Annotated in this window: 24 protein-coding genes; 9 read left to right on the top strand and 15 right to left on the bottom strand. The window is 70.7% G+C overall.

What is annotated here, in order from left to right; genetic code table 11:
- Positions 1 to 56: 56 nt before the first annotated feature.
- On the top strand, positions 57 to 974 hold the full coding sequence (locus tag AB0N02_RS15465) for a DMT family transporter (protein WP_363946229.1): 918 nt from the start codon (positions 57 to 59) through the stop codon (positions 972 to 974).
- Between the two features lie 80 nt (positions 975 to 1,054).
- Here the strand turns inward: AB0N02_RS15465 and AB0N02_RS15460 are convergent, their stop codons facing one another.
- Both AB0N02_RS15460 and AB0N02_RS15455 read right to left on the bottom strand, forming a co-directional pair.
- Positions 1,055 to 2,530 carry a PLP-dependent aminotransferase family protein gene (locus tag AB0N02_RS15460; RefSeq protein ID WP_363946227.1) on the bottom strand — a complete coding sequence of 492 codons (1,476 nt, stop codon included), beginning with the start codon at positions 2,528 to 2,530 and terminating at the stop codon, positions 1,055 to 1,057.
- 717 nt (positions 2,531 to 3,247) lie between these two features.
- Positions 3,248 to 3,517 (bottom strand): hypothetical protein, encoded by a 270-nt coding sequence (locus AB0N02_RS15455; protein WP_363946225.1) that lies wholly within the window; start codon positions 3,515 to 3,517, stop codon positions 3,248 to 3,250.
- A 282-nt stretch (positions 3,518 to 3,799) separates the two neighbouring features.
- Between AB0N02_RS15455 and recA the strand changes: the two genes are divergently transcribed.
- The 3 genes from recA (at position 3,800) to rny (ending at position 8,427) form a co-directional block, all read left to right on the top strand.
- Positions 3,800 to 4,894 (top strand): recombinase RecA, encoded by a 1,095-nt coding sequence (gene recA / locus AB0N02_RS15450; protein WP_363946223.1) that lies wholly within the window; start codon positions 3,800 to 3,802, stop codon positions 4,892 to 4,894.
- 889 nt (positions 4,895 to 5,783) lie between these two features.
- On the top strand, positions 5,784 to 6,347 hold the full coding sequence (gene recX / locus AB0N02_RS15445) for a recombination regulator RecX (RefSeq protein ID WP_363946221.1): 564 nt from the start codon (positions 5,784 to 5,786) through the stop codon (positions 6,345 to 6,347).
- Positions 6,348 to 6,807: 460 nt separating this feature from the next.
- Positions 6,808 to 8,427: a ribonuclease Y gene (gene rny, locus AB0N02_RS15440; RefSeq protein ID WP_363946219.1), complete on the top strand. Its 1,620-nt coding sequence runs from the start codon at positions 6,808 to 6,810 to the stop codon at positions 8,425 to 8,427.
- Positions 8,428 to 9,036: 609 nt separating this feature from the next.
- On the opposite strand, the gene AB0N02_RS15435 is transcribed toward rny, so the two are convergent.
- The 8 genes from AB0N02_RS15435 to AB0N02_RS15400 form a co-directional block, all read right to left on the bottom strand.
- Positions 9,037 to 11,937: a tetratricopeptide repeat protein gene (locus tag AB0N02_RS15435; protein ID WP_363946217.1), complete on the bottom strand. Its 2,901-nt coding sequence runs from the start codon at positions 11,935 to 11,937 to the stop codon at positions 9,037 to 9,039.
- A complete protein-coding gene (locus tag AB0N02_RS15430) occupies positions 11,934 to 12,392 on the bottom strand; it encodes a hypothetical protein (protein ID WP_363946215.1) in 459 nt (152 codons plus the stop codon). Before AB0N02_RS15430 ends, AB0N02_RS15435 begins: the two co-directional genes overlap by 4 nt.
- Positions 12,393 to 12,613: 221 nt before the next feature.
- On the bottom strand, positions 12,614 to 14,494 hold the full coding sequence (locus AB0N02_RS15425) for a prolyl oligopeptidase family serine peptidase (RefSeq protein ID WP_363946213.1): 1,881 nt from the start codon (positions 14,492 to 14,494) through the stop codon (positions 12,614 to 12,616).
- Between the two features lie 207 nt (positions 14,495 to 14,701).
- On the bottom strand, positions 14,702 to 15,643 hold the full coding sequence (locus AB0N02_RS15420; protein WP_363946211.1) for an amino acid ABC transporter permease: 942 nt from the start codon (positions 15,641 to 15,643) through the stop codon (positions 14,702 to 14,704).
- Entirely contained in the window at positions 15,640 to 16,308 is a 669-nt protein-coding gene (locus AB0N02_RS15415; RefSeq protein WP_363946209.1) for an amino acid ABC transporter permease, read from the bottom strand. Before AB0N02_RS15415 ends, AB0N02_RS15420 begins: the two co-directional genes overlap by 4 nt.
- Positions 16,309 to 16,364: 56 nt before the next feature.
- Positions 16,365 to 17,174: a glutamate ABC transporter substrate-binding protein gene (locus tag AB0N02_RS15410; protein ID WP_363946207.1), complete on the bottom strand. Its 810-nt coding sequence runs from the start codon at positions 17,172 to 17,174 to the stop codon at positions 16,365 to 16,367.
- Positions 17,175 to 17,213: 39 nt separating this feature from the next.
- Positions 17,214 to 17,969 carry an amino acid ABC transporter ATP-binding protein gene (locus AB0N02_RS15405; RefSeq protein WP_363946205.1) on the bottom strand — a complete coding sequence of 252 codons (756 nt, stop codon included), beginning with the start codon at positions 17,967 to 17,969 and terminating at the stop codon, positions 17,214 to 17,216.
- A gap of 100 nt (positions 17,970 to 18,069) precedes the next feature.
- The gene (locus tag AB0N02_RS15400; RefSeq protein WP_363946203.1) at positions 18,070 to 18,690 is read right to left on the bottom strand and encodes a Uma2 family endonuclease; all 621 of its coding nucleotides are present in this window, start codon (positions 18,688 to 18,690) and stop codon (positions 18,070 to 18,072) included.
- A gap of 199 nt (positions 18,691 to 18,889) precedes the next feature.
- Here AB0N02_RS15400 and miaB point away from each other — a divergent pair, with 199 nt between their 5' ends.
- Entirely contained in the window at positions 18,890 to 20,392 is a 1,503-nt protein-coding gene (gene miaB / locus AB0N02_RS15395; RefSeq protein ID WP_363946202.1) for a tRNA (N6-isopentenyl adenosine(37)-C2)-methylthiotransferase MiaB, read from the top strand.
- Positions 20,393 to 20,452: 60 nt separating this feature from the next.
- On the opposite strand, the gene AB0N02_RS15390 is transcribed toward miaB, so the two are convergent.
- Positions 20,453 to 20,977 (bottom strand): hypothetical protein, encoded by a 525-nt coding sequence (locus tag AB0N02_RS15390; RefSeq protein ID WP_363946200.1) that lies wholly within the window; start codon positions 20,975 to 20,977, stop codon positions 20,453 to 20,455.
- Between the two features lie 257 nt (positions 20,978 to 21,234).
- On the opposite strand from AB0N02_RS15390, the gene AB0N02_RS15385 reads away from it, so the two are divergent.
- On the top strand, positions 21,235 to 21,900 hold the full coding sequence (locus AB0N02_RS15385) for a hypothetical protein (RefSeq protein ID WP_363946198.1): 666 nt from the start codon (positions 21,235 to 21,237) through the stop codon (positions 21,898 to 21,900).
- Between the two features lie 45 nt (positions 21,901 to 21,945).
- Here AB0N02_RS15385 and AB0N02_RS15380 read toward each other — a convergent pair whose 3' ends face one another.
- The 3 genes from AB0N02_RS15380 to AB0N02_RS15370 all read right to left on the bottom strand — a co-directional run bounded on the left by AB0N02_RS15380 (position 21,946) and on the right by AB0N02_RS15370 (position 23,927).
- Positions 21,946 to 22,875: a ribonuclease Z gene (locus AB0N02_RS15380; RefSeq protein WP_363946196.1), complete on the bottom strand. Its 930-nt coding sequence runs from the start codon at positions 22,873 to 22,875 to the stop codon at positions 21,946 to 21,948.
- A 93-nt stretch (positions 22,876 to 22,968) separates the two neighbouring features.
- Positions 22,969 to 23,598: a nucleotidyl transferase AbiEii/AbiGii toxin family protein gene (locus tag AB0N02_RS15375; protein ID WP_363946194.1), complete on the bottom strand. Its 630-nt coding sequence runs from the start codon at positions 23,596 to 23,598 to the stop codon at positions 22,969 to 22,971.
- 8 nt (positions 23,599 to 23,606) lie between these two features.
- Positions 23,607 to 23,927: a hypothetical protein gene (locus AB0N02_RS15370; RefSeq protein WP_363946192.1), complete on the bottom strand. Its 321-nt coding sequence runs from the start codon at positions 23,925 to 23,927 to the stop codon at positions 23,607 to 23,609.
- A 235-nt stretch (positions 23,928 to 24,162) separates the two neighbouring features.
- Between AB0N02_RS15370 and AB0N02_RS15365 the strand changes: the two genes are divergently transcribed.
- The gene (locus AB0N02_RS15365) at positions 24,163 to 24,681 is read left to right on the top strand and encodes a methylated-DNA--[protein]-cysteine S-methyltransferase (protein ID WP_363946190.1); all 519 of its coding nucleotides are present in this window, start codon (positions 24,163 to 24,165) and stop codon (positions 24,679 to 24,681) included.
- A gap of 167 nt (positions 24,682 to 24,848) precedes the next feature.
- Here the strand turns inward: AB0N02_RS15365 and AB0N02_RS15360 are convergent, their stop codons facing one another.
- The gene (locus tag AB0N02_RS15360; protein WP_363946188.1) at positions 24,849 to 25,169 is read right to left on the bottom strand and encodes an antitoxin; all 321 of its coding nucleotides are present in this window, start codon (positions 25,167 to 25,169) and stop codon (positions 24,849 to 24,851) included.
- Positions 25,170 to 25,244: 75 nt separating this feature from the next.
- Here AB0N02_RS15360 and miaA point away from each other — a divergent pair, with 75 nt between their 5' ends.
- Complete coding sequence (gene miaA / locus AB0N02_RS15355) at positions 25,245 to 26,150, top strand: tRNA (adenosine(37)-N6)-dimethylallyltransferase MiaA (RefSeq protein ID WP_363946186.1); 906 nt, start codon at positions 25,245 to 25,247, stop codon at positions 26,148 to 26,150.
- Between the two features lie 32 nt (positions 26,151 to 26,182).
- Positions 26,183 to 26,989, top strand: a complete 807-nt coding sequence (dapF, locus tag AB0N02_RS15350; protein ID WP_363946184.1) for a diaminopimelate epimerase — start codon at positions 26,183 to 26,185, stop codon at positions 26,987 to 26,989.

Genomic DNA, 26,989 nt, shown 5'->3' with positions numbered 1-26,989 from the left:
TCATTGGCACTTCCGCGAGATCGGCCCTCTTGCCACGATGACACCCTGTGATGCTCATGAAAGAGGCGCCGGACCGGCGACGCGGCATGATCGGTGCGGCGACCGCGATGTTCTGCGTCGGTACGTTGACGGGGGTCTCTCCCGTACTGCACGGCTATCCGGTGTACGGCGGGCAGGCGGTCCGCTACGCGATCGGCGCGATCCTGCTGTTCGCCGTCGTCAGGGCCGGACGGCTGCCGCCGGTCAGACCGAACCGCCGCGAACTCCTCCTCATCGTCCTTCTCGCCCTGGTCGGGCTGGTGGCGTTCAACGTGTTCGTCGTCGAGTCGACCCGTTACGCCGATCCGGCGATGGTCGGCACCGTCGTGGCCACGGTCCCCATCGTCTTCGCGGTGGTCACGCCGCTGATGGAGGGCAGAAGACCGACCCCGCACGTCGTGGTCGCGGCGGTCGTGGTCGCGGCCGGGGCTGCGGTCACGATCGGCCTGGGCCGCGCGACGCTCGCCGGGGTGCTGCTCGCACTCGGCGCCCTCGGCGGCGAGGTCGGGTTCTCGTTGCTGGCGATCCCGCTGCTGCCCAAGCTCGGCGCGGTCCGGGTCGCCGCCTACTCGGCCGCCGCGGCCGTACCGCTGCTGCTGATCGCGGGAGCGGTCGTCGACGGGCCGGGACTGTTGCGGGCGCCCTCGCCGTCCGAGGCCGCCGCGCTGGGCTACCTGGCCGTGGTGGTGACCGCGTTCGCGTTCTTCTGCTGGTACGACGCGCTGCCCCGGCTCGGTGCCGAGCGCGCGGGCCTGTTCTCCGGTTTCCTGCCGCTCGGCACCGTCGTCGCCGCGCTCGTGCTGGGGACCGGCCATCCGGGCTGGCCGGAGTTTCTCGGGGCCGCCCTGGTCATCGGGGGCCTGCTGCTGGGCCTGCGGCCCGTGCCCGCCGCGGCTCCGGCGGACCGCCGACCGGCGCCGCCGCGCGACGCCTGACCCGGTGGGCCTCCCGATCCCGGCCTCGGCACTCCGCGGCGAGTCCCCCTGAAAACCCGCAGAACGCGCGGCCCACCGGCTCAAACGACGATTCGTACGGTGGGCGCGGGACCGTGCCTTTCGATCTCCGCCCAGGCCCGGGCGAGCCGGTGGACGAGCTCGTCGAGGGTCTCCGGGGGGAAGGTGAAGGGCAGCCGGATGTGGTTGTCGTGCCGGCCCTCCGGGTCCATCGTGCTGCCCGGCACCACGTCGACGCCGTGCCGTACCGCCACCTGGGCGAACGCCATGGCGTCGACCCCCGGCAGCTCGATCCAGAGAGCGCCGCCGCCGTCGGGGCGCCGCCAGCGCCAGCTCGGCAGCCGTTCGCGCAGCAACCGGGCCATTTGGTCGAGCTGCCCGCCCAGCTCCACGGCCCGTGCGGCGAGGATCCGGTCGAGCTGGGGCAGCAGCCGGGCCGCGAGCGCCTGGTCGAGCACCGGGCTGCCGATGTCGGCGAGGACCTTCCGGCGGGCCAGCCGTTGCACGATCTCGGCCGGTCCGCGGACCCACCCGATGCGCAGGCCGCCCCAGACGGCTTTGGCGAGCGAGCCCAGCGACAGCGTCTCCGAGTGGTGCGGCGCGTAGGCCGCCAGCGGCGCGGGCACCGCCCCCGGACCCCCGTGATAGGTCATGTAGGCGTTGTCCTCCAGGACGGGCACCTCGTGCTCGGCCGCGAGTCCGGCGATCCGGCGACGTCGTGCCGCCGACATGAGCAGCCCGGTCGGATTGTGATAGGTGGGCATGAGGTAGAGCAGCGCCGGTTTCCGCTCACGCAGCACGGCGGTGACCGCCCGGATCTCCGGCCCCTCGTCGTCGAGCGGCACGGTCTCCAGCCGGGCGCCCGCGGAACGGAACACGTCCAGGCAGCCGGGCCAGTTGGGCGACTCGACGACCACGGTCGCCCCGGGGCTGACATACAGCTCGGTCACCAGCACGAGGCCCTGGTGCGCGCCCGTCGTCACCAGGATCTCGTCCTGGGAGGTCGGCAGCCCGCCGCGGGTCAGGTGGTCGGCGATCGCTCCGCGCAGACCGGGCAGCCCCGAGGGGTGGTAGCCGGGGCCGGCCAGCAGCTCGTCCAGATCGTCACGGACCAGCTCGCGCAACGCGACGGCGAGCTCGGGCGCGGCCCCTCCCGCCGCCACCGCGACGGAGATCAGCTCCCCGGGACCGTCGATGAGCCGCTGGAAGATCGTCATGGCGGTGCCTCCGGGGACGCGCCCGTCGACCGTGGGCCTGCGGACCCTGACGTCCCGCGCGATCCTGGTGCCGCTTCCCTGACGGCTCACCAGCAGACCGGTGCCGCGCAGCTCCTCGTAGGCCGCCACCACGGTGGCCCTGCTCACCCGGAGCGCCTCGGCGAGCCCGCGCTCGGAGGGCAACCGGTCGCCGGGGAGCAGCGCGCCCTCCTCCACGGCCTCGCTCAGCGCGCCCGCTAGCTTCCGGTAGAGAGCGCCCCGCCCCGACGTCCAGTCTCCGAGGAGCGCGACGAAATCACGTTCGGTAGAAATCCGATCCATTCGACCCTCTATTGGATCTGTCCACTTGCTTCCACGATGCCAAGACTGGACGGCGTGAGCAACGGAAATGGACTGGGAAGATGGCCAATCTTCTGGTTTCCCCGGCCGAGGCCGCGTTCCCGGCCGCGGTGGTGCCGCGTTACGGAACGGACACCCGCGACGGCCCGGACCAGGCGTCCGTCGAGTCTTCCCGCCGGAGGGCGCCGTCGTCCCCCCGGTCGTGACCGGCGGCGAAGCCCGCCGGGCGCGCGACCGACGGCGCGCGCTCCGGCGACGGGCGGTGGAGACGGTGGGGGCGCCGGGTTCGTGCGGGACGGTCGAGGCCCTCCGTTTCCGCGGGGCGGCCGAGGCCCCGTTTCCGGTGGAGGCGGTCGCCGTTCGTTCCGTCGCCGGTGAGAGGTGACGTCGGGACCGTCACCCCTCACCGGCGCCTCTTGTCGCTCTCCTGTGCCGACGGCCTTCCCCCGTCGGTTCGGTCGCCGCGCTCCCGTTGTTCTCGCGACACCTGGCGCGTCCCGGGCTCGGGCGCTTGTGGCCGGTGGCCTCCCTCGTCGTCCGGTCGCCACGCCCCTCACCCCTCGGTCCAGCCGTCGGCGCGCCCGAACCTTCTCGGTTCGGCCGTCGGCGCGCCCGGGCCGGAAGCGGTTCCGATCGCCGGGGCGCCCAGGCCGGTTCCAGGGCCGATCGACGATCACCGTCCGATCTGGGAGACATGTCTTAGGCGGAGTCCTGCAACAGCCGCCTGAGCGAGTCGGCCGCGCGCCGGAAGTCTCCCGCGCTCTCCTGTCCGTCCGGCGACCACAGGAAGACCCAGCCCTCCTTGACGGGGCTGGCGAAGACGATCGTCTGTCTGTGACTGTCGGGGTGCCACACCCACAGCACCGGGTTGTCGCCTCCGACCATGCGGCTGGCCAGTCCCCGCTCCGACAGTTCGGCGGACAGGGACCCAAGGTAGGTCAGGCGTTGCTGGCTGAACGTGCTGGTCACGTCGGACACCTCGGGGTCGTTTGCCTTCAGGATCACCTCGAGGTGGCCCGGTGACAACATGCGCGGGGGAACGCCCGGAAATGTCGCCTTCCGGATGGGGTCCCGAAGGCTCTCGCGGCCAGGGAGGCCGACGGCGCGTGTGATGCCGTTCAGCCACGATCGAACAATCGTTCGGCTATATTGGACGCGCCGTCACTCCTCGGCGTGCTCTCCGGAAAATGTCGGTGGCACCCCGTAGCTTTCTGGCAACCGATTCAACCCGCGACCCTCCAGGGGGCTCCCATGGCAGCTAACGACCGCGAGAAGGCGCTCGAGACCGCCCTCGCTCAGATCGAGCGGCAGTTCGGCAAGGGCTCCGTCATGCGCCTCGGTGACGAGACCCGCGCGCCCATCGAAGTGATTCCGACGAGTTCCATCGCACTCGACATCGCCCTCGGCATCGGCGGATTCCCGCGTGGCCGCATCGTCGAGATCTACGGTCCGGAGTCCTCCGGTAAGACCACCGTCGCGCTGCACGCGGTGGCCAACGCCCAGCGGGCCGGCGGCATCGCCGCCTTCATCGACGCCGAGCACGCTCTCGACCCCGAATACGCCAAGAAGCTCGGTGTCGACACCGACGCGCTGCTCGTCTCCCAGCCCGACACCGGTGAGCAGGCGCTGGAGATCGCCGACATGCTGATCCGGTCCGGCGCCGTCGACCTGCTGGTCATCGACTCGGTCGCGGCGCTGGTGCCCAAGGCCGAGATCGAGGGCGAGATGGGCGACAGCCACGTCGGCCTTCAGGCCCGTCTGATGTCCCAGGCCCTGCGCAAGGTCGCGGGCGCGCTCAACAGCACCGGCACCACCGCGATCTTCATCAACCAGCTCCGCGAGAAGATCGGTGTCATGTTCGGCTCGCCCGAGACCACGACCGGTGGAAAGGCGCTGAAGTTCTACGCCTCGGTCCGCCTCGACATCCGCCGCATCGAGACGCTGAAGGACGGCACCGAGGCGGTGGGCAACCGCACCCGCGTGAAGGTCGTCAAGAACAAGATGGCCCCGCCGTTCCGCGTGGCCGACTTCGACATCCTCTACGGGGTCGGCATCTCCCGTGAGGGCGGCCTGATCGACATGGGTGTCGAGCACGGCTTCGTCCGCAAGTCCGGCGCTTGGTACACCTACGAGGGCGACCAGCTCGGTCAGGGCAAGGAGAACGCCCGTAACTTCCTGAAGAACCACCCCGACATGGCCAACGAGATCGAGAAGAAGATCAAGGAGAAGCTCGGCGTCGGTCCTCGCCTGGACAGCCCGGCCACCCCGCCGCCCGCTCCGGTCGTCGCCGCTGCCGGCTCGGGGCGTGGTTCCAAGGCATCGACCCCCAAGCCGGGCGACGTCTGATCCGGGTTGACCGATGACGAGGGGGCCTGATTCCGATCCGGCCGACGAGGCCGGATCGCGAGACTGGGGTGCCTGGCCCGACGTGTCGCAGGCCGCGTCCTCCAGGGCGGCCGGACGAGCTTCCGGGAGAGGAAGCGACCGGTCGCGGCGTTCGAGCCGTGATCGGCGGGGGGCCGGGGACGCCTTCGGCGCGGACGAGGAGGCCCGCTTCTCGCCGGAGGCGGGCGACGGCTTCGCGCGTGAGGCGGGAGACCGCCGCAGTGAGAGCGTCCGGCCCGGCGGGGGAGCCTGGCCCGACGCGGAGACGTGGGCCGCGCGCAGGTCTCGGGCAGGGGAGGGCCTCCGAGCCGGTGAGGAGGAGCGGTCAGGGGAGAGGCGCCGCTCCGGCGAGGGGTTCCGGGATGGCCGGGACGCCCAGGGATCTCCGGATACCTGGGATGCCCAAGGTGGAGCTGCCCCGGGCAGAGGCGCCCCGGACGGGGACAGCCGAGACGGCGACCCTTGGAACCGGCGAAGCCAGGGCGGGGACGCTTGGGGCGGGGCCCGTCAGGAGGGCGGTCCTTGGAACCGGCGAAACCAGGACGGGGATGCCTGGGACGAAGCCGGTAGAGACGGCGGTCCTTGGAACCGGCAGAGCCGGGACGACGATGCCGGGCGAGACAGTGGCGCATGGGGCGGCGGCGATCAGGACAAGGACTGTCGAGACAGCGGCCCACGGGGCAGGCGAAGCCGGGACAGGGGGACTTGGGGGAGGCGAAGCCGAGACGGCGCAGGTCGGGACGAGACCGGTCGAGGCGACGATGGGGACGGCGCCGCGTGGGGCGGGGACACCCCGGTCGGGGAAGCTCGTGGGGCCCGGCGGGCCGGACGGTCCAGGGAAGGGCGTGGGATGCCGCCGGACGGGCCGGTCGAGGGTTCTCCGGCGAGCCGGGGACCCGATGCCGATCCGCAGGCGGTGGCACGGGCGATCTGCCTTCGGCTGCTGACCATGGCGCCGCGCACCCGGGCCCAGCTCGCGGAGGCGCTGCGCAAGCGTGAGGTGCCGCAGGAGGCGGCCGATGCCGTACTGGAGCGCTTCTCCGAGGTCGGCCTCATCGATGACGAGGCGTTCGCCGCCGTGTGGGTGAGCTCTCGCCACGCCGGGCGGGGGCTCGCCCGCAAGGCGCTCGCCTCGGAGCTCCGCCACCGGGGAGTGGACGAGGACATCGTCAAGGAGGCGGTGGAGCAGCTCGACCCCGAGCAGGAGGCGGAGACGGCGCGCAGGCTGGTGGAGAGGAAACTGTCGTCGACCCGAGGGCTGGACTCCACGGTCAGGACCCGGAGACTGGCGGGCATGCTCGCCCGGAAGGGATACGGTCCGGGGCTGGCGTTCCGTGTGATCCGTGAGGCGCTTGAGAGTGAAGAGGCGGAGAATTCCGTTCCTTCCGACGACTTCGATTACCCCGATGACTGACTCGATGACTGACAAGAGTGCTTCGTGACTGTTGGTGTTGTTCTCGCATCTTTGGGGAATGGTTGGTTCGGCGAAGACGGGTGCCGTCACCGTAGGTAATGGTGGGGATGGCGGCCGGCCGGTTGCGTGAGCATGCCGTTCGGTCGTGTCGTGTCAGGAGGAAGCGGTGTTCCCTCGCGTTCGGGCTTTTCCCAGCGGTTCTTTGCTTGCCCGTTACCTCTTTGACGCTTAACCTCGACGGCAGTGAGGAGTTACTCCGCGCAGCGCGGATTGTCATAACGGTGAATTGCGGACGAACAAGCTGATGGATACGGATGGGCGGCGGGCCGGCGGGAGGGTCGGCGTGGTGCCGATCTCGGATCGATATTTGTCCTGGTGGCGCCATCACTTGGACTTTCCGTGCCGTGGATGTGACTCCTCGTGTGCTTGATATCGGCGACGCGAAGAGGGCGGGGCGCGCATGAATTCGGTTGTGGTCGTCACCTTGACGGTTGCGGTCGCGGTTCTCGCCGTGGTGACGATAGCCGCGCTGATCATGTTGTTGCGTCGCGCCGGGGTGACGCAGGGAAAGCCGAACGGTCCCTCCCCCGAGCAGGAGGCACGGCTCCAGGCCGAGCTGGACGAGGCCAGGCATGAGGCCGCGGAGATCCGCGCCAAGGCCGAGAACGACGCGGGAGACCTGCTGCGCAGGTCGGAGGCCGCCGTCGAGGCCGCGGCCGAGCTACGTAAGGACGCCGAGGCGGAGAGCAGGAGCCTGAAGTACGAGCTCAAGGAGCTCCGCTCCGACCTGGAGCGCAGGGAGAAGCGCTTGGCGGAGCGGGAACAGCGCCTCGACGAGGAGGCCAGACGCCAGGCGGATCGCACCCGCAAACTCGCCGAGACGGAGACCGAGCTCGCCGACCGCCGGGAGGACCTCGACCGGCTCGCCCAGGAGCGTAGAACCGTCCTGGAGCGGGTGGCCGGGCTCACCGGGGATCAGGCGAAGTCCGAGCTGGTCAAGGAGATCGAGAACCAGGCCAAGCGCGAGGCCGCCCTGATCGTCAGAGAGATCGAGGGCCAGGCCCGCAAGGAGGGGGAGAAGCGCGCCACCAAGATCGTCACATTGGCGGTCCAGCGTGTGGCCACCGAACAGACCGCCGAGTCCGTCGTCAGCGTTCTGCACCTGCCCGGCGACGAGATGAAGGGCCGCATCATCGGCCGCGAGGGCCGTAACATCCGTGCCTTCGAGTCGACCACCGGGGTCAATCTGATCATCGACGACACTCCCGAAGCGGTGCTCCTGTCATGCTTCGACCCGGTCCGCAGGGAGACGGCCCGGTTGACGCTGGAGAAACTCGTCCTCGACGGGCGCATCCACCCCCAGCGCATCGAGGAGGCTCACGAACGGAGCAAGGCAGAGGTCCAGGACCTGTGCGTGCGAGCGGGTGAGGACGCGCTGGTCGAGCTCGGCATCACCGACATGCACCCCGAACTGATCACCTTGCTCGGACAGCTTCGCTATCGCACCTCCTACGGTCAGAACGTGCTCGGCCACCTGGTCGAGTCCGCCCACCTCGCCGGCATCATGGCCGCCGAGCTCCGTCTCGACCCCGTGCTGCTCAAGCGCTGCACGGTTCTGCACGACATCGGCAAGGCGCTCACCCACGAGGTCGAAGGCAGCCACGCGCTCATCGGCGCCGAGATCGCCAGGCGGTACGGCGAGCACGAGGACGTGGTCCACGCGATCGAGGCCCACCACAACGAGGTCGAGGTCAGGACCGTCGAAGCGGTCCTCACGCAGGCCGCCGACGCGATAAGTGGGGGACGCCCGGGTGCCCGGCGAGAGTCGCTGGAGGCGTACGTCAAACGGCTGGAGCGCCTGGAGGAGATCGCCACCTCCTATGACGGCGTCGAGAAGGTGTTCGCCATGCAGGCCGGCAGGGAGATCAGGGTCATGGTGAAGCCCGACTCGATCGACGACATCCAGGCCCAGGTGATCGCCCGCGACGTCGCCAAGCAGGTCGAGGAGGAGCTCACCTACCCCGGCCAGATCCGCATCACGGTCGTCCGCGAGTCTCGCGCCACGGAGTTCGCCCGATAGGGCCTGTCACCATGTTCCTGCAGCATGGACGCCTCGTTCTTCAGGGCGGGGAGGAGACGTGGAACGGTCCCTCGTCGTGTTCTCCGGATTCGCCCGGCGGGGCTCGCCACGGTGATCGGGCCGGTGATGACCAAGCCGGTATGGCGGGACCGCTCCGGGGCGTGGGGTGGCGGCACGGGGCCCTCCAACCGCTGGGCGGGGCCGTGAGCCGCGAACCACCCGGTTTCGGCCGGGAAGCCCGGGCTTTTCGTGGCCGGGAGGTCAAGCGGGTCTTCGCCGTGGCGAGGGGCGGCCGGCGGGCGGGCGAGGCGGAGCGGGCGGTCTCGGTCCCGGTCGACGCCGGGGAGCTCTCCCGGGGGCTGGGCGACCGCCGGGGCCGGTCTCGCGATGAAGGCGGCTTCCGCCTCTCCGGCTCACTGTCCGGGTGGGGCACGTCCACATTGGTCAGGAGCCGTCCGTGGAACGCCGTGCCTCCCTGCCTCCGGGACATCCACGTTGGTCAGGAGCCGTTCGTGGAACGCCGTGCCTCTCTGCCTTCGGGACACCTAGGTCGGCCAGGAGCCGTCTGTGGAACGCCGTGCCTCTCTGCCTCCGGGACATCCACGTTGGTCAGGAGCCGTCCGTGGAGCGTTGTGCCTCCAGGATTCTTCCGAGGATGTTGGTCGCGATGCTCTCACTGTGCCGATCGCCGGTCTCGCGGAAGATGACGGCGGCGCCCCGGACGGCGGCGATGGCCTCGTCGAACCGTCCCGCCTGGCCCAGGGCGATGCCGAGATTGCCCAGCGCCTTGGCCTCGCCGTGACGGTCGCCGGTTTCCCGGTAGGCGTCGGTGGCCTGTCGGCACGCGGCGACGGCCTCGGCCGAGCGCATCACCTGTAACAGGGCGTTCCCGAGATTCGTCAGCGCTCCGGCCTCGCCGTACCGGTCGCCGGTTTCGTGGTAAAAGGTCGCGGCCTGCCGGTGGGTGGCGATGGCCTGGTCGAACCGCTTCACCTGGCCCAAGGCGATGCCGAGGTTGTTCAGCGCCTGGGCTTCGCCGTGGCGGTCGCCGGTTTCGTGGTAGATGTCGATGGCCTGTCGGTGTGTGGTGACGGCCTCGTCGAACCGCCTCGCCTGGCTCAGGGCGATGCCGAGGTTGATCAGTGCCTGGGCTTCGCCGTGGCGGTCGCCGGTTTCGTGGTAGATGTCGATGGCCTGTCGGTGCGCGGTGACGGCCTCGTCGAGGGCTCCCACCTCTCGCAGGATGCTGCCTAGGTTGTTCGTCGCGACGCCCTCGCTGTGCCGGTCGTGGGTTTCCTCGAACACGCGCAGGGCGTGCCGGTGGGCGGTGACGGCCTCGTCGAGGGCCCCCACCACTCGCAGGGCCCCGCCGAGGTTGTTCAGCGCGGCGCCCTCGCTGTGCCGGTCACCGGTCTCGTAGAAAACGCGGGCGGCCTGCCGGTAGGCGGTGATGGCCTCGCCCGGGTGTCCCGTCCGCCCCAGGGCGTTGCCGAGGCTGTTCAGCGCGCCGGCCTCGCCGTGGCGGTCTCCGGTCTCACGGTAGAGGTGGGCGGCCTGCCGGTGGGCGGTGATGGCCTCGTCGAAGCGGCGTACCTCCTGCAGGACGTCACCGAGGCTGTTCAGCGCCGAGGCCTCACCGTGGCGGTCGTTCGTTTCCCGGTGGATCTCGACGCTCTGCCGGTGGGTGGTGATGGCCTCGTCGAAGTGGCGCGCCTCCCACAGGGCGTCACCGAGGTTGCTCAGCGCCTGGCCTTCGCCGTTCCGGTCTCCGGTTTCGCGCAGTATCCGAACGGCCTGCCGGCAGGTGGAGATGGCCTCGTCGAAGCGCCGCAGCTGCCGCAGGGCGATGCCCAGGTGGCTCAGGGCCGTGCCCTCGCCGTGCCGGTTACCGAGGTGGCGGGCGGCGTGGAGGGCGTGGCCGGTAAGGGTGACCCGGTCGTTGAGAAGCCGCCGCCAGCCGAAGAACTTCGCCAGCACCATGGGCAGTGCCCAGGCGATGAGGTGGTGGCCGTTGCCCGCGGCGAAGGGGACGGCGGCGGCCAGGTTGGGATATTCGACATCCAGCCAGGCCAGTGCCTCGTCACGGCCGGGGAAGGCGTCGGTCACCGGGTCGTCGAAGGTGTCGTCGAGATGACCGTTGGCGGCTATCGCGCCGGACAGGTAGTACTCCAGCAGCGTGGTCAGTGCGGAGACGCGCTCGTCGGGGCCGGCGTGGGCGCGGCCGTACCGGTCGGCGAACAGGCGCACCAGGTCGTGCATGCGCCATCGGCCGTAGGCGCTGCCACGTTCGATCAGATGCGCCCGGGCCAGTCCCTCCAGAAGGCGGCGGGCGGCGGCGTGCTCGAGACCGGCCAGGATCGCGGCGGCGTCGGTGGAGATCTCCGGACCCGGATTGAGCGGCAGCAGCCGGAACAGCCTGGCCTGTTCCGGAACCAGGTGCTGGTAGGACAGGTCGAGCGTGGCGCTCACGGCGAACCGGTACGGCGGGTCCGCTGCGGCGTCCACGGGGAGGTCGGTGTCGTACTCCATCTGCTCCAGCCGGGAGTCCGCCCCGCTCAGCCGGGCCACGATCTCCGCCGGAGAGCAGGTGGGATCCACGGCGAGCAGTGCGGCGACGATCCGTAGCGCCAGCGGCAGGCCGCCGCACAGCCGGGCGAGTGTGAGCGCGGTCTCGGGATGGTCGGTAATGCGCCTGTCGCCGAGCCGTGAGACCTGCAGGGTCCGTTCGAGCAGCGTCACCGCGTCCGCGGGGGCCAGGACGTCGAGATCCAGCAGGCGGGCGCTGAGCATGCCCAGGGTGTGGCGGGAGGTCACGATCGCCGCCGTGACGCCGTCCGACGGCAGCAGCGGCCGGACCTGTTCGTGGGAGGAGGCGTTGTCGATCACCACCAGGATCCGCCTGCCCTTCTGGGCGTAGACGGCCAGCACGGAGGTGTACAGCCGGGCCCGGTCCTGCGGGGTGGAGGGGATGTGCTCGTTGGGGACGCCCATGTCGCGCAGCCAGCCGTCCAGGATCTGGCCGGGGTCGCGGCGGCGGGCGGTGTCGTAGCCGAACAGGTCGGCGAACAGCACTCCGCCGGGGAACCAGCCCATCCGCAGGGCGGTGTGGGCGGCCTGCAGAGCCAGTTCGGTCTTGCCGACCCCGCCCATCCCGCCCACCGCCGTCACCACCACGGCGGGAGCGGGAACCGCCCCGCCGGTGGGGGGCGCTCCACCGGCGGGTGCCATCCCGCTGACGGGCGCCATCCCGTCGACGAGGGCCGTCCCGCCGATGGGAGCCGTCCCCTCGGTGGGAGGGACGAGGCCGCCCTCGGCCGGTGGCCGGGGGGCGAGGGTGTCCAGCACGACGCGCAGATCGTCCGCGCGGCCGGTGAACGCGGGGGAGGGCGCCGGGGGCGCGTGCAACGCGGGGATCACCTGCGGTGGCAGCTGCAGGGTGATGTTCCGGCCCTGGATCACCGCGGAGAAGAAGAGGCCGCCGTTGATCTCGTTGTGGGACGAGCGGGTCACCGAGGCCCCTTTCCCGAGGAAGGGGCGGCCTGCCCGGCCGAGGCGTCCGTCCCGGGTGAGCCCAAGGTGACCGTCCCGCGTGGGCCCGAGGCGTCCCCGCCCCGAGGTGATCCGCTCGGAACGGGTCCGTCTGGAACGATCCCGGCGGTGGCCGCGGCCTCCGGCGCCGCCGTGCCGTCGGCGGGCGGAGCCGGAACCGGAACCGGACCGGTACGGTCGACACCGTCGAGGGAGGCGCCGTCGAGGGAGGCGCCGTCGAGGGAGGCGCCGTCGAGGGAGGCGGTGGAACCGCCGGGGAGCGCGAGGGCCGGCCCGGCCAGGGCGACGAACGCGGCGATCACACCGGCCCACTGGCCGGCCTCTTCCAGCCCGGCCCGGGAGAAGCGGACACCCATCCCGACCGCGGTTCCTGCGAAGAGGACACCGCCCGCCCATCTCAGAACGCGTCCCGGCATGCGCTCATCGTCTCCTCGCGGAAAGATCGCGGAAGGTGATCGGGTGAAGGTTAATCCGAACGTTGCCACCTCGACGGTGGCGCGGAGTCCACAGGACACCGGCCAGGCGCGACGCGCCCGCGGAGCGGGCCGCCTTCCGGCGGGCGGGACGGCCCTCCCGCCTCGCGCGTGGTCGTGGCCGTACGCCTGACGGCCGGTGCGCGAGACGGGAGGTACGGCCGTCAGACGCGGAAGACCTGCTGGTAGAAGGCGAGCTCGGTGGCCAGCGCCGCACTGCGGGTCTCGGCGCGGCGGAAGCCGTGGGCCTCGCCCTCGAAGGTGAGGTAGGTGCAGGGCACGCCGCGCTCGGCGAGGGCGTCGGCGAAGGTCTGGGACTGCGCGGGGGGAACCACCGGATCGGACAGGCCCTGCAGCAGCAGCATCGGGCAGGTCACCCCGGCGACCCGGCCGAGAGGCTCGCGGGAGTCGTACAGGCCGGAGTCCTCCGGGCCGACCAGCCAGTCGATGTAGCGGGACTCGAAGTCGTGGGTGGTCGCGACGAACGAGGCGAGCGCGCTCACCCCGTAGTAGGATACGCCGCCCGCGAACACGTCCGAGGAGCAGCAGGCCGCCATGACCGTCCAGCCGCCCGCGCTGCCGCCCCTGATCGCGATCCGGCGCGGATCGGCCAGGCCCTCGGCGCCCAGCCACTCGGCCGCGGCGACCGAGTCCTCGACGTCCACCACTCCCCACTGGCCGTGCAGCAGGTCGCGGTAGGCGCGGCCGTACCCGGTCGAGCCGCCGTAGTTGACGTCGAGGACTCCGATGCCCCTGCTGGTGAAGAAGGCCTTCTCCAGATCGAGCGCGCTGAGGCTGTGCGAGGTCGGCCCGCCGTGGACGAACACGACGTACGGCGGAGCGCCCTCACCGCGGACCCGCGGGTTGGACGGCGGGTAGACGATCGCGTGCACCCGGCGCCCCGACCGGCCCGCGAACTCGACGGTGCGGGGGGCCGGGAGGTAGGCGGGGTCGGGCAGCTCGCCGACGTCACGGCGGAACTCCTCGACCCGCTCCGTCGAGGTGTCCACCCGCACCACGGAGCGGGGCACCGCCGCGCCGTAGGCGATGACGGCCACCGAGTGCCCGTCCGAGGACAGCGACGGATGCCAGCCGCCGTAGGGCGTGTCCAGATCGGTCAGCACACCGCTGTCCGGGTCGAGGATGCCCAGCCGCATGTCTCCCCGTCCGTGCAGCAGGACGATCCGCCCGTCGGCCAGCGGGGTGTACGGCAGCCCGCCGAGCTGCCACAGTGGCCCGGCGCACTCCTCCTGGAGCGGGCAGAGCGCCCGGGACGACGAGCCGTCCCTTTCGACGAGGTAGAGGTTCCACCAGCCGGAGCTGTCGGAGACGAAGTACAGGTGCCGGTCGTCACGCCACCGGGGGGAGAGCACCGACTCGGCCGGTCCGCCCCGTAGTGTCCGGGTCGCGCCGTCGGCCAGCCGGGTCACCCGCAGCTCGGTGCCGTTCCACGGCATACGGGGGTGGTCCCAGCAGACGTACGCCAGGTGCTCACCGTCGGGGGACAGCGTGAGACCGGCGTAGAAGTCGCTTCCGGTGACCCGTTCGAGCGGTTCCGCCCCGCCGCGCACCGGCAGGGAGACGATCGAGCGGCTGATCTTGCCGTCGTCGTGGTGCCGCTCGCGGACGCACCAGACCTGTCCGTCGGCGACGACCATGTCGGCGTAGCGCAGGGCGCACTCGTGGCCGGGTTCGGGCGTGATCGCCTCGGGCTCGGCGCCGGGGAGCAGGAGGTAGAGCCGTTGGTCGGCGAGGTTGGCGAACACCACTCCTCCGCCGGGGACCAGGGCGTACGGCCGCCCGCCGTACTCGTGGACGCGGGTCCTGGCGTTCCACGGGGCGGCCAGCAGCTCCCGGCGCGTGCCGTCGGAGTCCTGGTGCACGATCGTGGTACGCCCGCCCTCGAGGGGGCGGTCCTCGCTCCACCACATCTCCGCGCCCGACACTGTCGGGAAGCCGAGACGCAGCCCGGAGCGGGCGACACCGGTGGTGGAGATCGGAGAGGGCCAGGTGCCGTGCGGCTGGACGGCCTGCTCGGGGGACATGGCGCCATCCTGCCCGATAACCCGCCGCCTGTCGCCGGTATGGCACTCATCCCGCGCGACATGCGGAAATTCGTTTTCCACGGCCATCGAAGGCACCCTCTCAAACGGTGATGATCGGGGTTTCCCAGGCACCGGAAACGCGGTGCCCGTTCTGGAACGCCGCCGGGCCTCCGCGGCCCGGCGTGGGGGGTGGCTCCACCGCGCGGACTAGTCCACCGCGGAGACGCCGGGGGTCGGTCCCGGTACCACGACCGCTCCCGGGGGTTCGACCGGCCGGGCCGTGGTCCTGCGACTGCGGCGGCTGCGCCGCTCCAGCCACGTGGCGACGGCGCCGACGGCCAGGTTGATGATGATGTAGATGATCGCGATGACGATCACCGCGGGGATGATGTTGTTGAAGTTGGACGGCAGCACGCGCGCGCCCGCGTTCAGCAGCTCCTCGAACGCGACGATGAATCCCAGGGCGGTGTCCTTCAGGAGCACCACGAGCTGCGCGACGATCGCCGGCATCATGGCCGTGACCGCCTGTGGCAGCAGGATCATCCGCATGACCTGCCCCCTGCGCAGCCCGATCGCGAGAGCCGCCTCCGCCTGGCCACGCGGGACGGCCTGGATGCCCGCCCGCACGATCTCCGCCAGCACCGACCCGTTGTACAGGACCAGGCCGACGACCACGGCCGCGAACGGGGTCACGGTGAGCCCGAAGACCGCGCTGCCGCCGTACATCACCGTGAAGATCATGATGAGCAGCGGGATCGCCCGGAAGAATTCCACCACGACGCCCGCGGGAACGCGGATCCACGCGCGCTCGGACAGCCGTCCGATGCCGAAGACGAATCCGAACGGCACCGCGATCAGCGAGGCGACCACGGCGGCGCTGATCGTGTTCAGCAGGCCGGGCAGGATCAGGTTGAGCCACACGTCGCCGCGCAGGAACGGCGTCCACAGGGCGGCGTCCAGCTGGTTCTTCTCATCCAGCTTGGCCACCATCGTGTAGACGGCGAGCAGCGCGACCACGACGACCAGCACCGTCAGCACGGCGTTGCGCACCCGCGCGCGGGGGCCGGGCGCGTCGTACAGGACGCCGGCCCGATCGGGGGCGTCCGCGCGACGGCGGGCCTGCCGGGACTCGGTGGTCAGGATGCTCATCGGGCCACCGCCAGCCGCTTGGAGAGCCAGGTGAACAGCAGCCCGGTCGGCAGGGTCAGCACCAGGAATCCCAGCGCGAACCCGAAGAAGATCGGGACGACCGCGTCGCCGTGCGCCTCGAAGAGCGTCTTCATCGTCAGGGACGCCTCCCCGACGCCGATGGCGGCGGCGATCGTGGTGTTCTTGGTCAGCGCGATCAGGATGCTGCCCAGCGGGGCGATCACCGCGCGCAGCGCCTGGGGCAGCACGATCAGCCGCAGGTTCTGGAGGAAGGTGAGGCCGATGGCGCGGGCCGCCTCCGCCTGGCCCAGCGGCACCGTGTTGATCCCGGCCCGGATGGCCTCGCAGACGAACGCGGCCGTGTAGGCGGACAGGCCGATGATCGACAGCCAGAGGTAGTTCGTGGACAGGCTCGTGGAGAACGAGACGTCCAGGACCAGGCCGAGCCCCAGCCCGCAGAACACGACGACCAGGGTCAGCGGGGTGTTCCGCAGGATGTTCACGTACGCGGTGCCGATCCCGCGCAGCACGGGCAGCGGGCTGACCCGCATCGCGGCGAGGACCGTCCCGAGGATCAGCGCCGTGAGCCCGCTGGCGAGCGTGAGCCGTATCGTCAGCCAGAAGGCTTCCAGGATGACCCGGAACTCCTCGAAGAGTGCGTACACGCATTCCTCCAGTGGTCCGCCGGCCGGGACGCCCATGTCCCGGCCGGGACGGACCGTCAGTAGCGCTCGACGGCGGGCGGCGTGGTGAAGAAGTTGCCGAACTCGCCGAAGTTGGCGTCGATGTACTTCTTCCAGCTGCCGTCGCCGTCCATCTTCTCGATGGCCTTGTTGATCTTCTCGCGGGTGTCCTTGTCCTCCAGCTTCAGGCCGACGCCGTACTTCTCCTCGGAGAAGGGCTTGCCGACGAGGCGGAACTTGCCGGGCGACCGGCTGGCGAATCCGGCGAGGATCGTCGCGTCCGTGGAGATCGCGTCGACCTGCTTGTTCTCCAGCAGCGGCAGGCAGGCGCCGTAGCCCGGCTGCTCGGTGAGGTACTGGCTCTTCCAGGCGTCGCCGAACTTGTCCGCCAGGAGCTTGGGCGAGGACGATCCCTGGGCGCCGCAGACCTTCTTGGTCTTCAGGTCGTCGACGCCGTTGATGGTCGTGTCGTCCGCGCGGGTCAGGATGTCCTGGCCGGTGACGAGGTACGGCCCGGCGAACCCGATCTTCTTCTTACGGGCGTCGGTGATCGAGTAGGTGGCGACCACGATGTTGACCTGACCCTGCTGGATGAACGCGTCACGGTTGGCCGAGGCGGCCTCCTTGAACTCGACCTGGTCGTCCCTGTAGCCGAGCTCCTTGGCGACGTACCTCGCCACGTCGACGTCGAATCCCTTGAACGAGCCGTCGGGCTGTTTCTGTCCCATGCCCGGCTGGTCGAACTTGATGCCCACCACGAACTTGCCGTTCCCGCTGCTGCACGCGGTGAGCCCGGCCGCCAGGGCCGCCACCGCGATCACCGCGGCTCCGAAACGATGGACACGCATTCTGCTACCTCGTCTTCCGTGAAGAAATGGGGTGAGCCGCTAGTGCGTAAGAATCTTGGAGAGGAAGTCTTTGGCCCGGTCGGTACGGGCGGAGGTGAAAAAGGCCTCGGGGGTGTTCTCCTCGACGATCTGGCCGTCGGCCATGAACACCACCCGGTCCGCCGCGCGGCGGGCGAACCCCATCTCGTGGGTGACGACCATCATCGTCATGCCCTCGGCGGCCAGGCCGATCATGACGTCGAGCACCTCCTGGACCATCTCCGGGTCCAGCGCGGAGGTCGGCTCGTCGAACAGGATCATCTTGGGGTCCATGGCCAGGGCGCGGGCGATGGCCACGCGCTGCTGCTGGCCTCCCGACAATTGCGCGGGATACTTCGACGCCTGGGAGCCGATGCCGACCCTTTCGAGCAGCTCCATGCCCAGCCGCTGGGCTTTCGACTTGGCCAGGCCCCGCACCTTGACCGGCCCGAGGGTGACGTTCTCCAGGATCGTCTTGTGCGCGAACAGGTTGAAGGACTGGAACACCATGCCGACCTCGGCCCGCAGACCGGCCAGCGCCCTGCCCTCGGCCGGCAGCGGCCGCCCGTCGAAGGTGATCGTCCCGCTGTCGACGCTCTCCAGCCGGTTGATCGTCCGGCACAGGGTCGACTTGCCGCCCCCCGAGGGGCCGATGACGACGACGACCTCTCCCCTGGAGATCGTCAGGTCGATGTCACGCAGGACGTGCAGGTTGCCGAAGTGTTTGTTCACGCCCGAAAGGACGACCAGAGGAGTCGCTTCCCCGTTCTTCGTCATGAAACACAACGTAAATCTGTAACCGGCACCTCGGGCTAACCCTGAGGTACCGATCAGATCACAGCATGCTTGCTCCGGGTAAAGATTCGTCGTGTTTCTGTCATATCTCGGTGAGAACGGCCGGAACGAGCGTCAGCGGGAACGGCTCCGTCAGCTCAAGGGTCGAGCCCGCGCCGATCCGGTGGGTGAGCCGGTACTCGTTGTTCGCTTCCAGTGCGTATGCGAAGATCACGGAGAGTTTCTCGTTGCCCTGTCCGCGGAAGGGCCTCATTTCGATGCGCCAGAAATGTGGGATGCCCGCCTCCGCGTATTTGGTGTGTTTGATCCGGCGGTCCGTGGCGGTGGCGGATCTGGAGACGATCTCCACGACCAGGCGCACCCATTCCGCCCGGGCCACCTCCGCGTCTTCCTCGAAGGGAGCCCTGTCGACCACCATCAGGTCGGGAATGACGCCCGGCTTACGGTCCAGCAGCAGGCCGGTCGCCGTGACCGCCACCATTTCCCTCGGGCAGACGCTCTCCAGATAGGCCCGGAGCCGATCTCCGAGGCGCCGATGTCCGAACGACGGCGCCGGGGACACGATCAGGTTCCCGTCGATGAGCTCGTAGCGACTGCCGTCGTCACGCGAGTTGAGCTCGAACCACTCGTCGACACCGAGCTCGCCGGGGGTGCCCCGGACGCTCGTCGACGTCGCCTTCCTGTGCGGCTTGCCGGCCTTCACGGGCGCCTCCGAGGTCTGCGCGGGCATCGCCACTGCGGGGCCCACCCCTCTCAGCCGTCGGGCGAGTCTCGTTCTCGCATGCGGCTTCGGAAGCCCAGCTTAGCGATTTGTTTGACGGAGGGTTGCCGATTCGTCACTCAGGGTGCGGGAAGTGCGGGCCGTACCCGGAGGTCGGCGGAGCGCCTACCCTTGTCTTGAGATGACTGCCACCGTGGAGAGCGCCCGCACGTACGAGGTTCGTACCTACGGGTGCCAGATGAACGTGCACGACTCCGAGCGCCTGTCGGGCCTTCTCGAGGACGCCGGATACGTCCCGGTGCCCGAGGGGCGGACGGCGGACGTGGTCGTGTTCAACACCTGTGCCGTGCGGGAGAACGCCGACAACCGGCTCTACGGCAATCTCGGGCACCTGCGCCCCTCGAAGATCGGCAACCCGGGCATGCAGATCGCCGTCGGCGGCTGCCTGGCGCAGAAGGACCAGGGGGAGATCGTCCGCAGGGCGCCCTGGGTGGACGTGGTGTTCGGCACGCACAACATCGGCTCGCTGCCGGTGCTGCTGGAGCGGGCGCGCGTCCAGCAGGAGGCCCAGGTCGAGATCAAGGAGTCCCTGGAGACCTTCCCGAGCACGCTGCCGACCAAGCGGGAGTCCGCGTACGCCGCGTGGGTCTCGGTCTCGGTCGGGTGCAACAACACCTGTACGTTCTGCATCGTGCCGTCGCTGCGCGGCAAGGAGAAGGACCGCCGCCCCGGCGACGTGCTCAACGAGGTGCGGACCCTGGTCGGCCAGGGCGTGCTGGAGATCACCCTGCTCGGCCAGAACGTCAACACCTACGGGGTGGAGTTCGGCGACAGGCTCGCCTTCGGCAAGCTCCTGCGGGCCTGCGGCGACGTCGACGGCCTCGAGCGGGTCCGCTTCACCAGCCCGCACCCGGCCGCGTTCACCGACGACGTCATCGCGGCCATGGCCGAGACGCCCAACGTGATGCACCAGCTCCACATGCCCCTGCAGTCCGGCTCCGACCGGATCCTCAAGGCGATGCGCCGCTCCTACCGGGCCGAGCGCTACCTGGGCATCATCGAGCGGGTCCGCGCGGCCATGCCCGACGCGGCCATCTCCACCGACATCATCGTGGGCTTCCCCGGCGAGACCGAGGAAGACTTCCAGGGCACGCTGGACGTCGTGCGTCGGTCGCGCTTCGCCAACGCCTTCACCTTCCAGTACTCCATCCGGCCGGGCACCCCCGCCGCCACCATGGACGACCAGGTTCCCAAGGAGGTCGTGCAGGAGCGCTACGAGCGTCTCGTGGCCCTGCAGAACGAGATCTCCTGGGAGGAGAACAAGAAGCAGGTCGGCCGGACGCTCGAGGTGCTGGTCGCCGAGGGCGAGGGCCGCAAGGACGAGGCGACCAACCGACTGTCGGGGCGCGCCCCGGACAACCGCCTGGTCCACTTCACCCCCGGCGCGGAGGTCCCGCGCCCCGGCGACATGGTCCGCGTCGAGGTCACCTACGCGGCGCCCCACCACCTGGTGGCGGACGGACCGGCCTTCGAGCTGCGCCGCACCCGCGCGGGCGACGCCTGGGAGGCCAGGCAGGCCGCGCCGGCCGCCCCGGGTTCCGGGGTCATGCTCGGCATGCCCACGATCGGCCGTCCCGCCGACCCGGCCGTCCAGGAGACCTCCGGCTGCTCCGTCCGCTCCTGAGCGGCGGCCCCGGCGGGCTCCGGTCCGGATCCCGGGATCTCGCGGCCGGACCGGCGCGGGTCAGCGTCCGGTGAGCCGGTCGAGTACGGCGCGGCAGTAGGCCCGGCGGAAGTCGCCGAAGGCCGCGCAGGGGTCGGGGCGCGCGGAGGCGGGTCCGGGCGGGACCGGACGACGCCGGGCCGGAGGCCTGACCGGTGGAGTCCGGGGCATGGGCTTCGGCGCCCGTCCCACCCGGTGGCCCCGCTCCGCCGACGGCTCCGGCGCCCGATCAGCCGACCGCTCCACCGCCTGGTCGGCCGGTCGCTCCACCGCCCGGTCCGCCGGCCGTCCCGCGGGCGGGACGAGCACGGCCGGTGGGGCGGGGGGACGCACGCGGGCTCTCTCCGGCGAACCCGTGAGGCCGGGAGAGATCCGGCGGGAAACGCCGGGAGAGGCGGCGTCGGCCGGGGCCGGGACGAACGGCGGCGGGTCCGGCGCTGTTCCCGCGACGAACCGGACGCCGAACCCGGCGGCGCCGACGATCACGGCCGTGCCCGCCAGAACACACGCCCACGACAGCAACGTCGGCTTCCCGGAATATGACAAGTCGCCCTTCCTCACGGTGACGCCGAGTGATTCCTCGTTGCGGTCAGTTTGGTGCACCCGCGGGGGCCGGGGGAGGGTTTCCCGGAGAACCGGAGAACACGGCGTCCGTCCTCCGCGAGGGACCGGCGGGCCTCGCCGGGACCGAGGTCCTGGCCGGGATGTGAGGCCCTGGCCGGATCCGGCGTCCGCCCCGGGACGCGCCCCGGCGCGGACGCCCCGTGGGCCCGCCGAGGCCGGGGCGACGTTAGTCTGTCGAGGTGCTTGCCGCCGCGGCCGTGTGCCCGCATCCTCCGCTGCTGGTTCCCGAGCTGGCCGGTGCCGCCGCCCCCGAGCTCGACGAGCTCAGGGCGGCCTGCGCCGCCGCGCTGGGCGCCCTGGGCGACGCCGCGCCCGACGCGATCGTGGTGGTCGGCGGCGCCGACCGGGCCGGAGCCTACGGCGCGGACGCCGCCGGGAGCCTGGCGCCCTGGGGCGCCGGGGTCCGGGTCGGCGACGGCGAGCCGGTGCTGCCGCTCTCCCTGACGATCGGCCGCTGGCTGCTGGAGAGGGCGGGCCTGGCCGCCGCGGAGTTCCACGCCGTGCCGTTCGACGCCTCCGAGGAGACCTGTGCCGCGCTGGGCGGGCGGCTGGCGGGCGGGCCCGGCAGGGTGGCGATGCTGGTCATGGCCGACGGATCCGCCCGCCTCACCGAGAAGGCCCCGGGATATCTGGACGCCGGGGCCGAGCCGTACAACGCCGCGATCGTCGAGGCGCTGTCCAGGGCGGAGGTTCCCGCACTCGATCCGCGGGAGGCGGCGGAGCTGTGGGTCGCGGGCCGGGCGGCCCTGCGGGTCCTCGCCGGGGCGGGCGGCTCCCTCACCGGGAGGATCCTCTACGACGGCGCCCCGTACGGCGTCGGCTACTTCGTCGCCGGGCTCACATAGCCGTCCGGCACGCCGTGAGCCCGCCGGGCCCCGCCGCGCGCCCGCTCAGGTCGTGACGCGGCGGGGGACGGCGACACGTGTCAGGTCGTGGGCCAGGACGATGTCCCCGCCGAAGGACCGGCGGGCCTCGTCGAGGAAGCGGGGCTCGTCGTCGGCGACGTAGCGTTCCGAGAAGTGGGTCAGGACGAGACGGCGGACCCCGGACTCGGCGGCGACCAGGCCCGCCTGGGCGGCGGTCAGGTGACCGTACCGCTCGGCGAGCGCGGACTCGCCGGACAGGAACGTGGACTCGATCACCAGCAGGTCCACCCCGGCGGCGAGCGCGAACACGCCCTCGCACAGCCTGGTGTCCATGACGAAGGCGGCGCTCTGGCCGGGACGCGGCGCGCTGCACTCCTCCAGGGTGACCGTCGTGCCGTCGGGGGCGACCACCGTTCCGGTGCGCTGCAGCTCGCCGATCGACGGGCCCGTGATCCCCCGCTCGGCCAGCAGCGAGGGGAGCATCCGGTGACCGTCCGGCTCGTCGACGCGGTAGCCGTAGGACTCGATGGGGTGGGAGAGCGGACGGGCGGTGAGGGTCACGGGCCCGGCGTCGAGCCGGGCGTGCTCTCCCGAGACGGGATGCTCGGTGATCACCGAGGTGTCGGCGAACGCGGTCGCGTGGCGCAGGCGCCGCCAGTAGGTCTCGCCGCTCGCGGGATAGACCGCCCCGATCCGGTGGAGGACCCCGTCCCTGGCGACGCGCTGGACGATTCCGGGAACGCCCAGGCAGTGGTCGCCGTGGAAGTGGGTGACGCAGATCCAGGTGATGTCGTGGGAGCCGACGCCCGCGAGGAGCATCTGACGCTGGGTCCCCTCCCCTGGATCGAACAGAAAGCCCTGACCATCCCAGAGCAGGAGATATCCATTGTGGTTACGGTGGCGGGTGGGGACGGCGCTTGAGGTGCCGAGAACGACGAGCTCACGAAGGGACACGAGGTCGATGCTAGGTGTTCCCACCTGGCCACCACGAAAGCCGTCGCGTCACCTGTGACAAGGAGTGACCGGGCCCTGTCGTCTCACCGGCGGTCAGGAGAGAGTGCTTTCCCACTGCCGGAAGCGCTCGCGGAGTCGCCAGATCTCCTCGTCGTTGAGACCGTGATGAGCCAGTGCCCCATCGGGTATGCGGTCCAGGGCGGACAGGGCGGTCGCGAACATTACCGTGTCGAACCCCGGATCGGCATCCGTGGCCAGACGAGTCAGGTCATCGGTGCTGTAACGGCCGCTGCGCAGGACCGCATCCACGTCGACGAAGTCCCGGACCTCGGCTCTGCTGTAGAGAGCGGCCACCTTGTTTCCCACCGCGTCGTCCGGATGGAGCACGGGGCCGATCTCCAGCCTGACCGGTGGATGGGCGCGCCAGTCCACGCCCATCTCGACTTTTACGGCGTGCCCGTCACCATCGGTAATGAGCAGGCGGGCGAAACCAGGGCTCTCGAGCGTCGTCTCAGCCTTCAGTCCCGCATCACGATAGGCCGCAAGGGCGGCGGCGACCGCGGCGTCGAAGTCTCCGCCGGTCGATGTGAACAGATCCACGTCCTCGGAACGGCGGGTGAGAAAGCCGTGAGCTTGTACGGCGTAGCCACCGGCGAGTGCGAAACCGAAACGTTCCGTCGACGCCAGGCCGATCCGGGTGGCGAGCTCGTGCAGCGGTTCCATGGGCAGCCCTATGCCGCTCGCACCAGATCCCGGAAGCGGGCCTCCCACGCCTGCTTGGCCTGGACCGGCAGGTACAGGCGCGGCCATATGCGAATCAGCACCGCGCCGTTCAGATGCGCACGCAGGTCGTCAGGGTGAACAGCTTCGCGGATCACACGTTCGTACATGAGCCCGAGCTGGCTCTCGTCGGTCAGATCGTAGACATGCTGTTCGGACCAGTCCAGGTGGGTGGGAAGCTCCACGACGCCCGTGACGGGGCCCGTCAACTCGGCCAGGTCGACGGGTACGAGATACACACGGTGACTGGCGTACCGCGAGCGAGTGTTCACCTCTCCAGTCTGCCCCGCCGCCGTAGCTTTCGCACCGCGATCGGCGGCGCTCCGGGGTTTCACGTCTGGTGAGATCTAGGGGGCACCACACGGAACGGGAGGAATGCCGATCCGCAGGGAGTTCTTACTCTAAGAAAGGTTCTACCCATTGTGGTTACGGTGGCGGGTGGGGACCGCGCTTGAGGTGCCGAGGACGACGAGCTCACGAAGGGACACAGTCCATATGGTAGGAACCGTGGCGTTCGGGAGTGTTCCGACGCCGCTGGGGGACATGCTCGCCGCCGTCACGGAGGACGGGGTCGCGGGGGTCGGCTGGATCCACCGGAACGACGCGCTCCGCGAACGCCTGCTGGACAGGCTCGGGCTGGCCGAGGTCGACGATCCGGCCAGGACGGCTCCCGTGCTGGGCGAGCTGGCCGAATACTACGCGGGAAGGCTGCGGGTCTTCGGCGTCCCCGTCGACTGGCGGCTGACCTCGTCCGTGCAGCGCAGAGTGCTGGGCACGCTGTACGGAACGGTCGGCTACGGCAAGGCCGTGACCTACGGGGAACTGGCCGCGCGGAGCGGGACCGGCGTGCCCGCGCGGGCGATCGGATCCATCATGGGAGCCAACCCCATCCCGATCATCGTCCCCTGCCACCGGGTGGTCGCGGGAAACGGGCTGGGCGGGTTCAGCGGGGGAGAGGGTGTGGAGTCCAAACGGTGGCTGCTGACCCTGGAGGGCTACCTGCAGCCGACCCTCGACTGGGACTGAGCGGCCACGCCGCCGTGCCGGGCCGTACGGCGGGCAGTGGGCGCGTGGTCCCCCCGGGTTCTCGCCGGGCGGGTCCCACGTCGCCCCTGCCGGATCGCCTGTTCGACCCTTGACGCCCCGGATGGCGCCCTGCCTTCGGAAAGGCGCCTTCCGGGCCGGTCGCCGCCCTACGCGGGAGGCGTGTCCGTCCGGCCCTGCCGGTCGTCCGGGTTTCCGTACGGATCGCTCTGCCCGGAGGCGGGAGGCGTGTCGTTCTGGGTGCCGTACGTGTCGGTCTGTCCAGGGGCCTGTGACGTGTCGGTCTGACCGTCGATCTTGTCGGCCATTTCCCTGGCCTTTTCCGCGGCGGAATCGATTTGGTTGTCGTACTTGCCGCCTGTCTTTTCCTTGGCGGTCTGCGCTGCCTGGTCGATGCCCTGCTTGGCAAGCTCCTCTGCCTTGGTGCTGTGGTCGCCAAGCATGCTCTTGACCTTGTCGAAGATCGACATAGGTGAGTCCCCCGATCCGATGCCACGAAGCATCGTCATCCCATGCATACCCAGGGAGTTGACACACTTATCACCGTGTGCCAGTCACCAGTCATCGCCGTCATCGGTCCCACCGCGGCCGGAAAGTCCGATCTCGCCGTGGATCTCGCCCTCGAACTGGGGGGCGAGGTCATCAACACCGACTCCATGCAGCTTTACCGAGGAATGGACATCGGAACAGCGAAGCTCTCCCCGGCGGAGCGGCGCGGGGTCCCGCACCACCTGCTCGACATCTGGGAGGTGACCAGGACCGCGAGCGTGGCGGAGTACCAGGCGCTGGTCCGGCCGCTGATCGACGACCTGCGGGCGCGGGGGGTCGTGCCGATCCTGGCGGGCGGATCCGGGCTCTACGTGCGGGCCGCGCTCGACGACCTGGAGTTTCCCGGCACCGACCCGGAGATCCGGGCCAGGCTGGAGGCGGAACTCGAACGCGTGGGCACGGCTCCGCTGTACGAGCGGCTCCGTGAGCGCGACCCGAAGGCCGCCGACGCGATCCTTCCCGGCAACGGCCGCAGGATCGTCCGCGCGCTGGAGGTCATCGAGCTGTCCGGGCGGCCGTTCTCCGCCACGATGCCGTCGTACGAGGCGGTCTACGACAGCGTTCAGCTCGGGGTCGAGGTGCCCAGGGACGTCCTGGACGAGCGGGTCGCGGTCCGGGTCGAGCGGATGTGGGAGGCCGGGCTGGTCGAGGAGGTCAGGGAGCTGGCCGCCCGGGGACTCGCCGGCGGCCGTACGGCCAGCCGCGCGCTCGGCTACGCCCAGGTGCTGCGCTTCCTGGAGGGCGAGTGGAGCGAGGAACAGGCCAAGGAGGAGACGATCCGCGCGACCCGGAGGTTCGTCCGCCGCCAGGAGTCGTGGTTCCGCCGCGACCCCCGGGTGATCTGGCTGCCCCAGCAGGAGCCCGACCTGCTCGGCAGGGCACTGGCGAGGGTGCGCCGGTAATCGGCCCCGGGCGGGGCCGATAGGGTTGGAGCATGCGATTCGTCAAGGGGCACGGCACCGAGAACGACTTCGTGATCCTCCCCGACCCCGACGGTGAGCTGGAGCTTCCCGCCAGGCTCGTCGCCACGATGTGCGACCGCCGCGCGGGCCTCGGCGCCGACGGGGTCCTGCACGTGATGCGGACGAAGCTCAGCCCGGAGGTCGCCGACCAGGCCGATGCGGCCGAGTGGTTCATGGACTACCGCAACGCGGACGGCAGCGTCGCCGAGATGTGCGGCAACGGCGTCCGGGTCTTCGCCCGCTACCTGGTCGACGCGGGGCTGGCCGAGGCCGGTGAGTTCGGGGTGGCGACCAGAGGCGGGATCAAGCGCGTACGGCTGGAGCGGACCGGTGACGTGGCCGTGGACATGGGGCCGCCCCGGGTGTTCGGCGAGAGCGTCACGACCGTGGCGGGCCGGCGGTACTCCGGTGTCCACGTCGACATGGGCAACCCCCACCTGGCCTGCGTCATCGGAGATCCGGTCGCCCAGCTCGACCTGACCCACCAGCCGGGCTTCGATCCGGCGGTCTTCCCCGCGGGGGTGAACATCGAGCTGCTCAACCCGGTGGGGGAGCGCCGCGTGGTGATGCGGGTCTTCGAGCGCGGCTCCGGCGAGACGCGTTCCTGCGGCACCGGCGCGGTGGCCTCGGCCGTGGCGGCGGCACGCCTGGCCGGAGAGACCGTCGGCACCTGGACGGTCGAGGTGCCGGGCGGCACGGTCACCGTCACCCTCGACGGGAACACCAGCTATCTCGCGGGCCCCGCCGTGCTGATCGCCTCGGGTGAGCTGACCCTCTGA

Source organism: Streptosporangium sp. NPDC051022 (assembly GCF_040683035.1).
Lineage (GTDB): Bacteria > Actinomycetota > Actinomycetes > Streptosporangiales > Streptosporangiaceae > Streptosporangium.
Note: the sequence above shows the minus strand (reverse complement) of the source record. Positions and strands in the feature narration are given on the sequence as shown.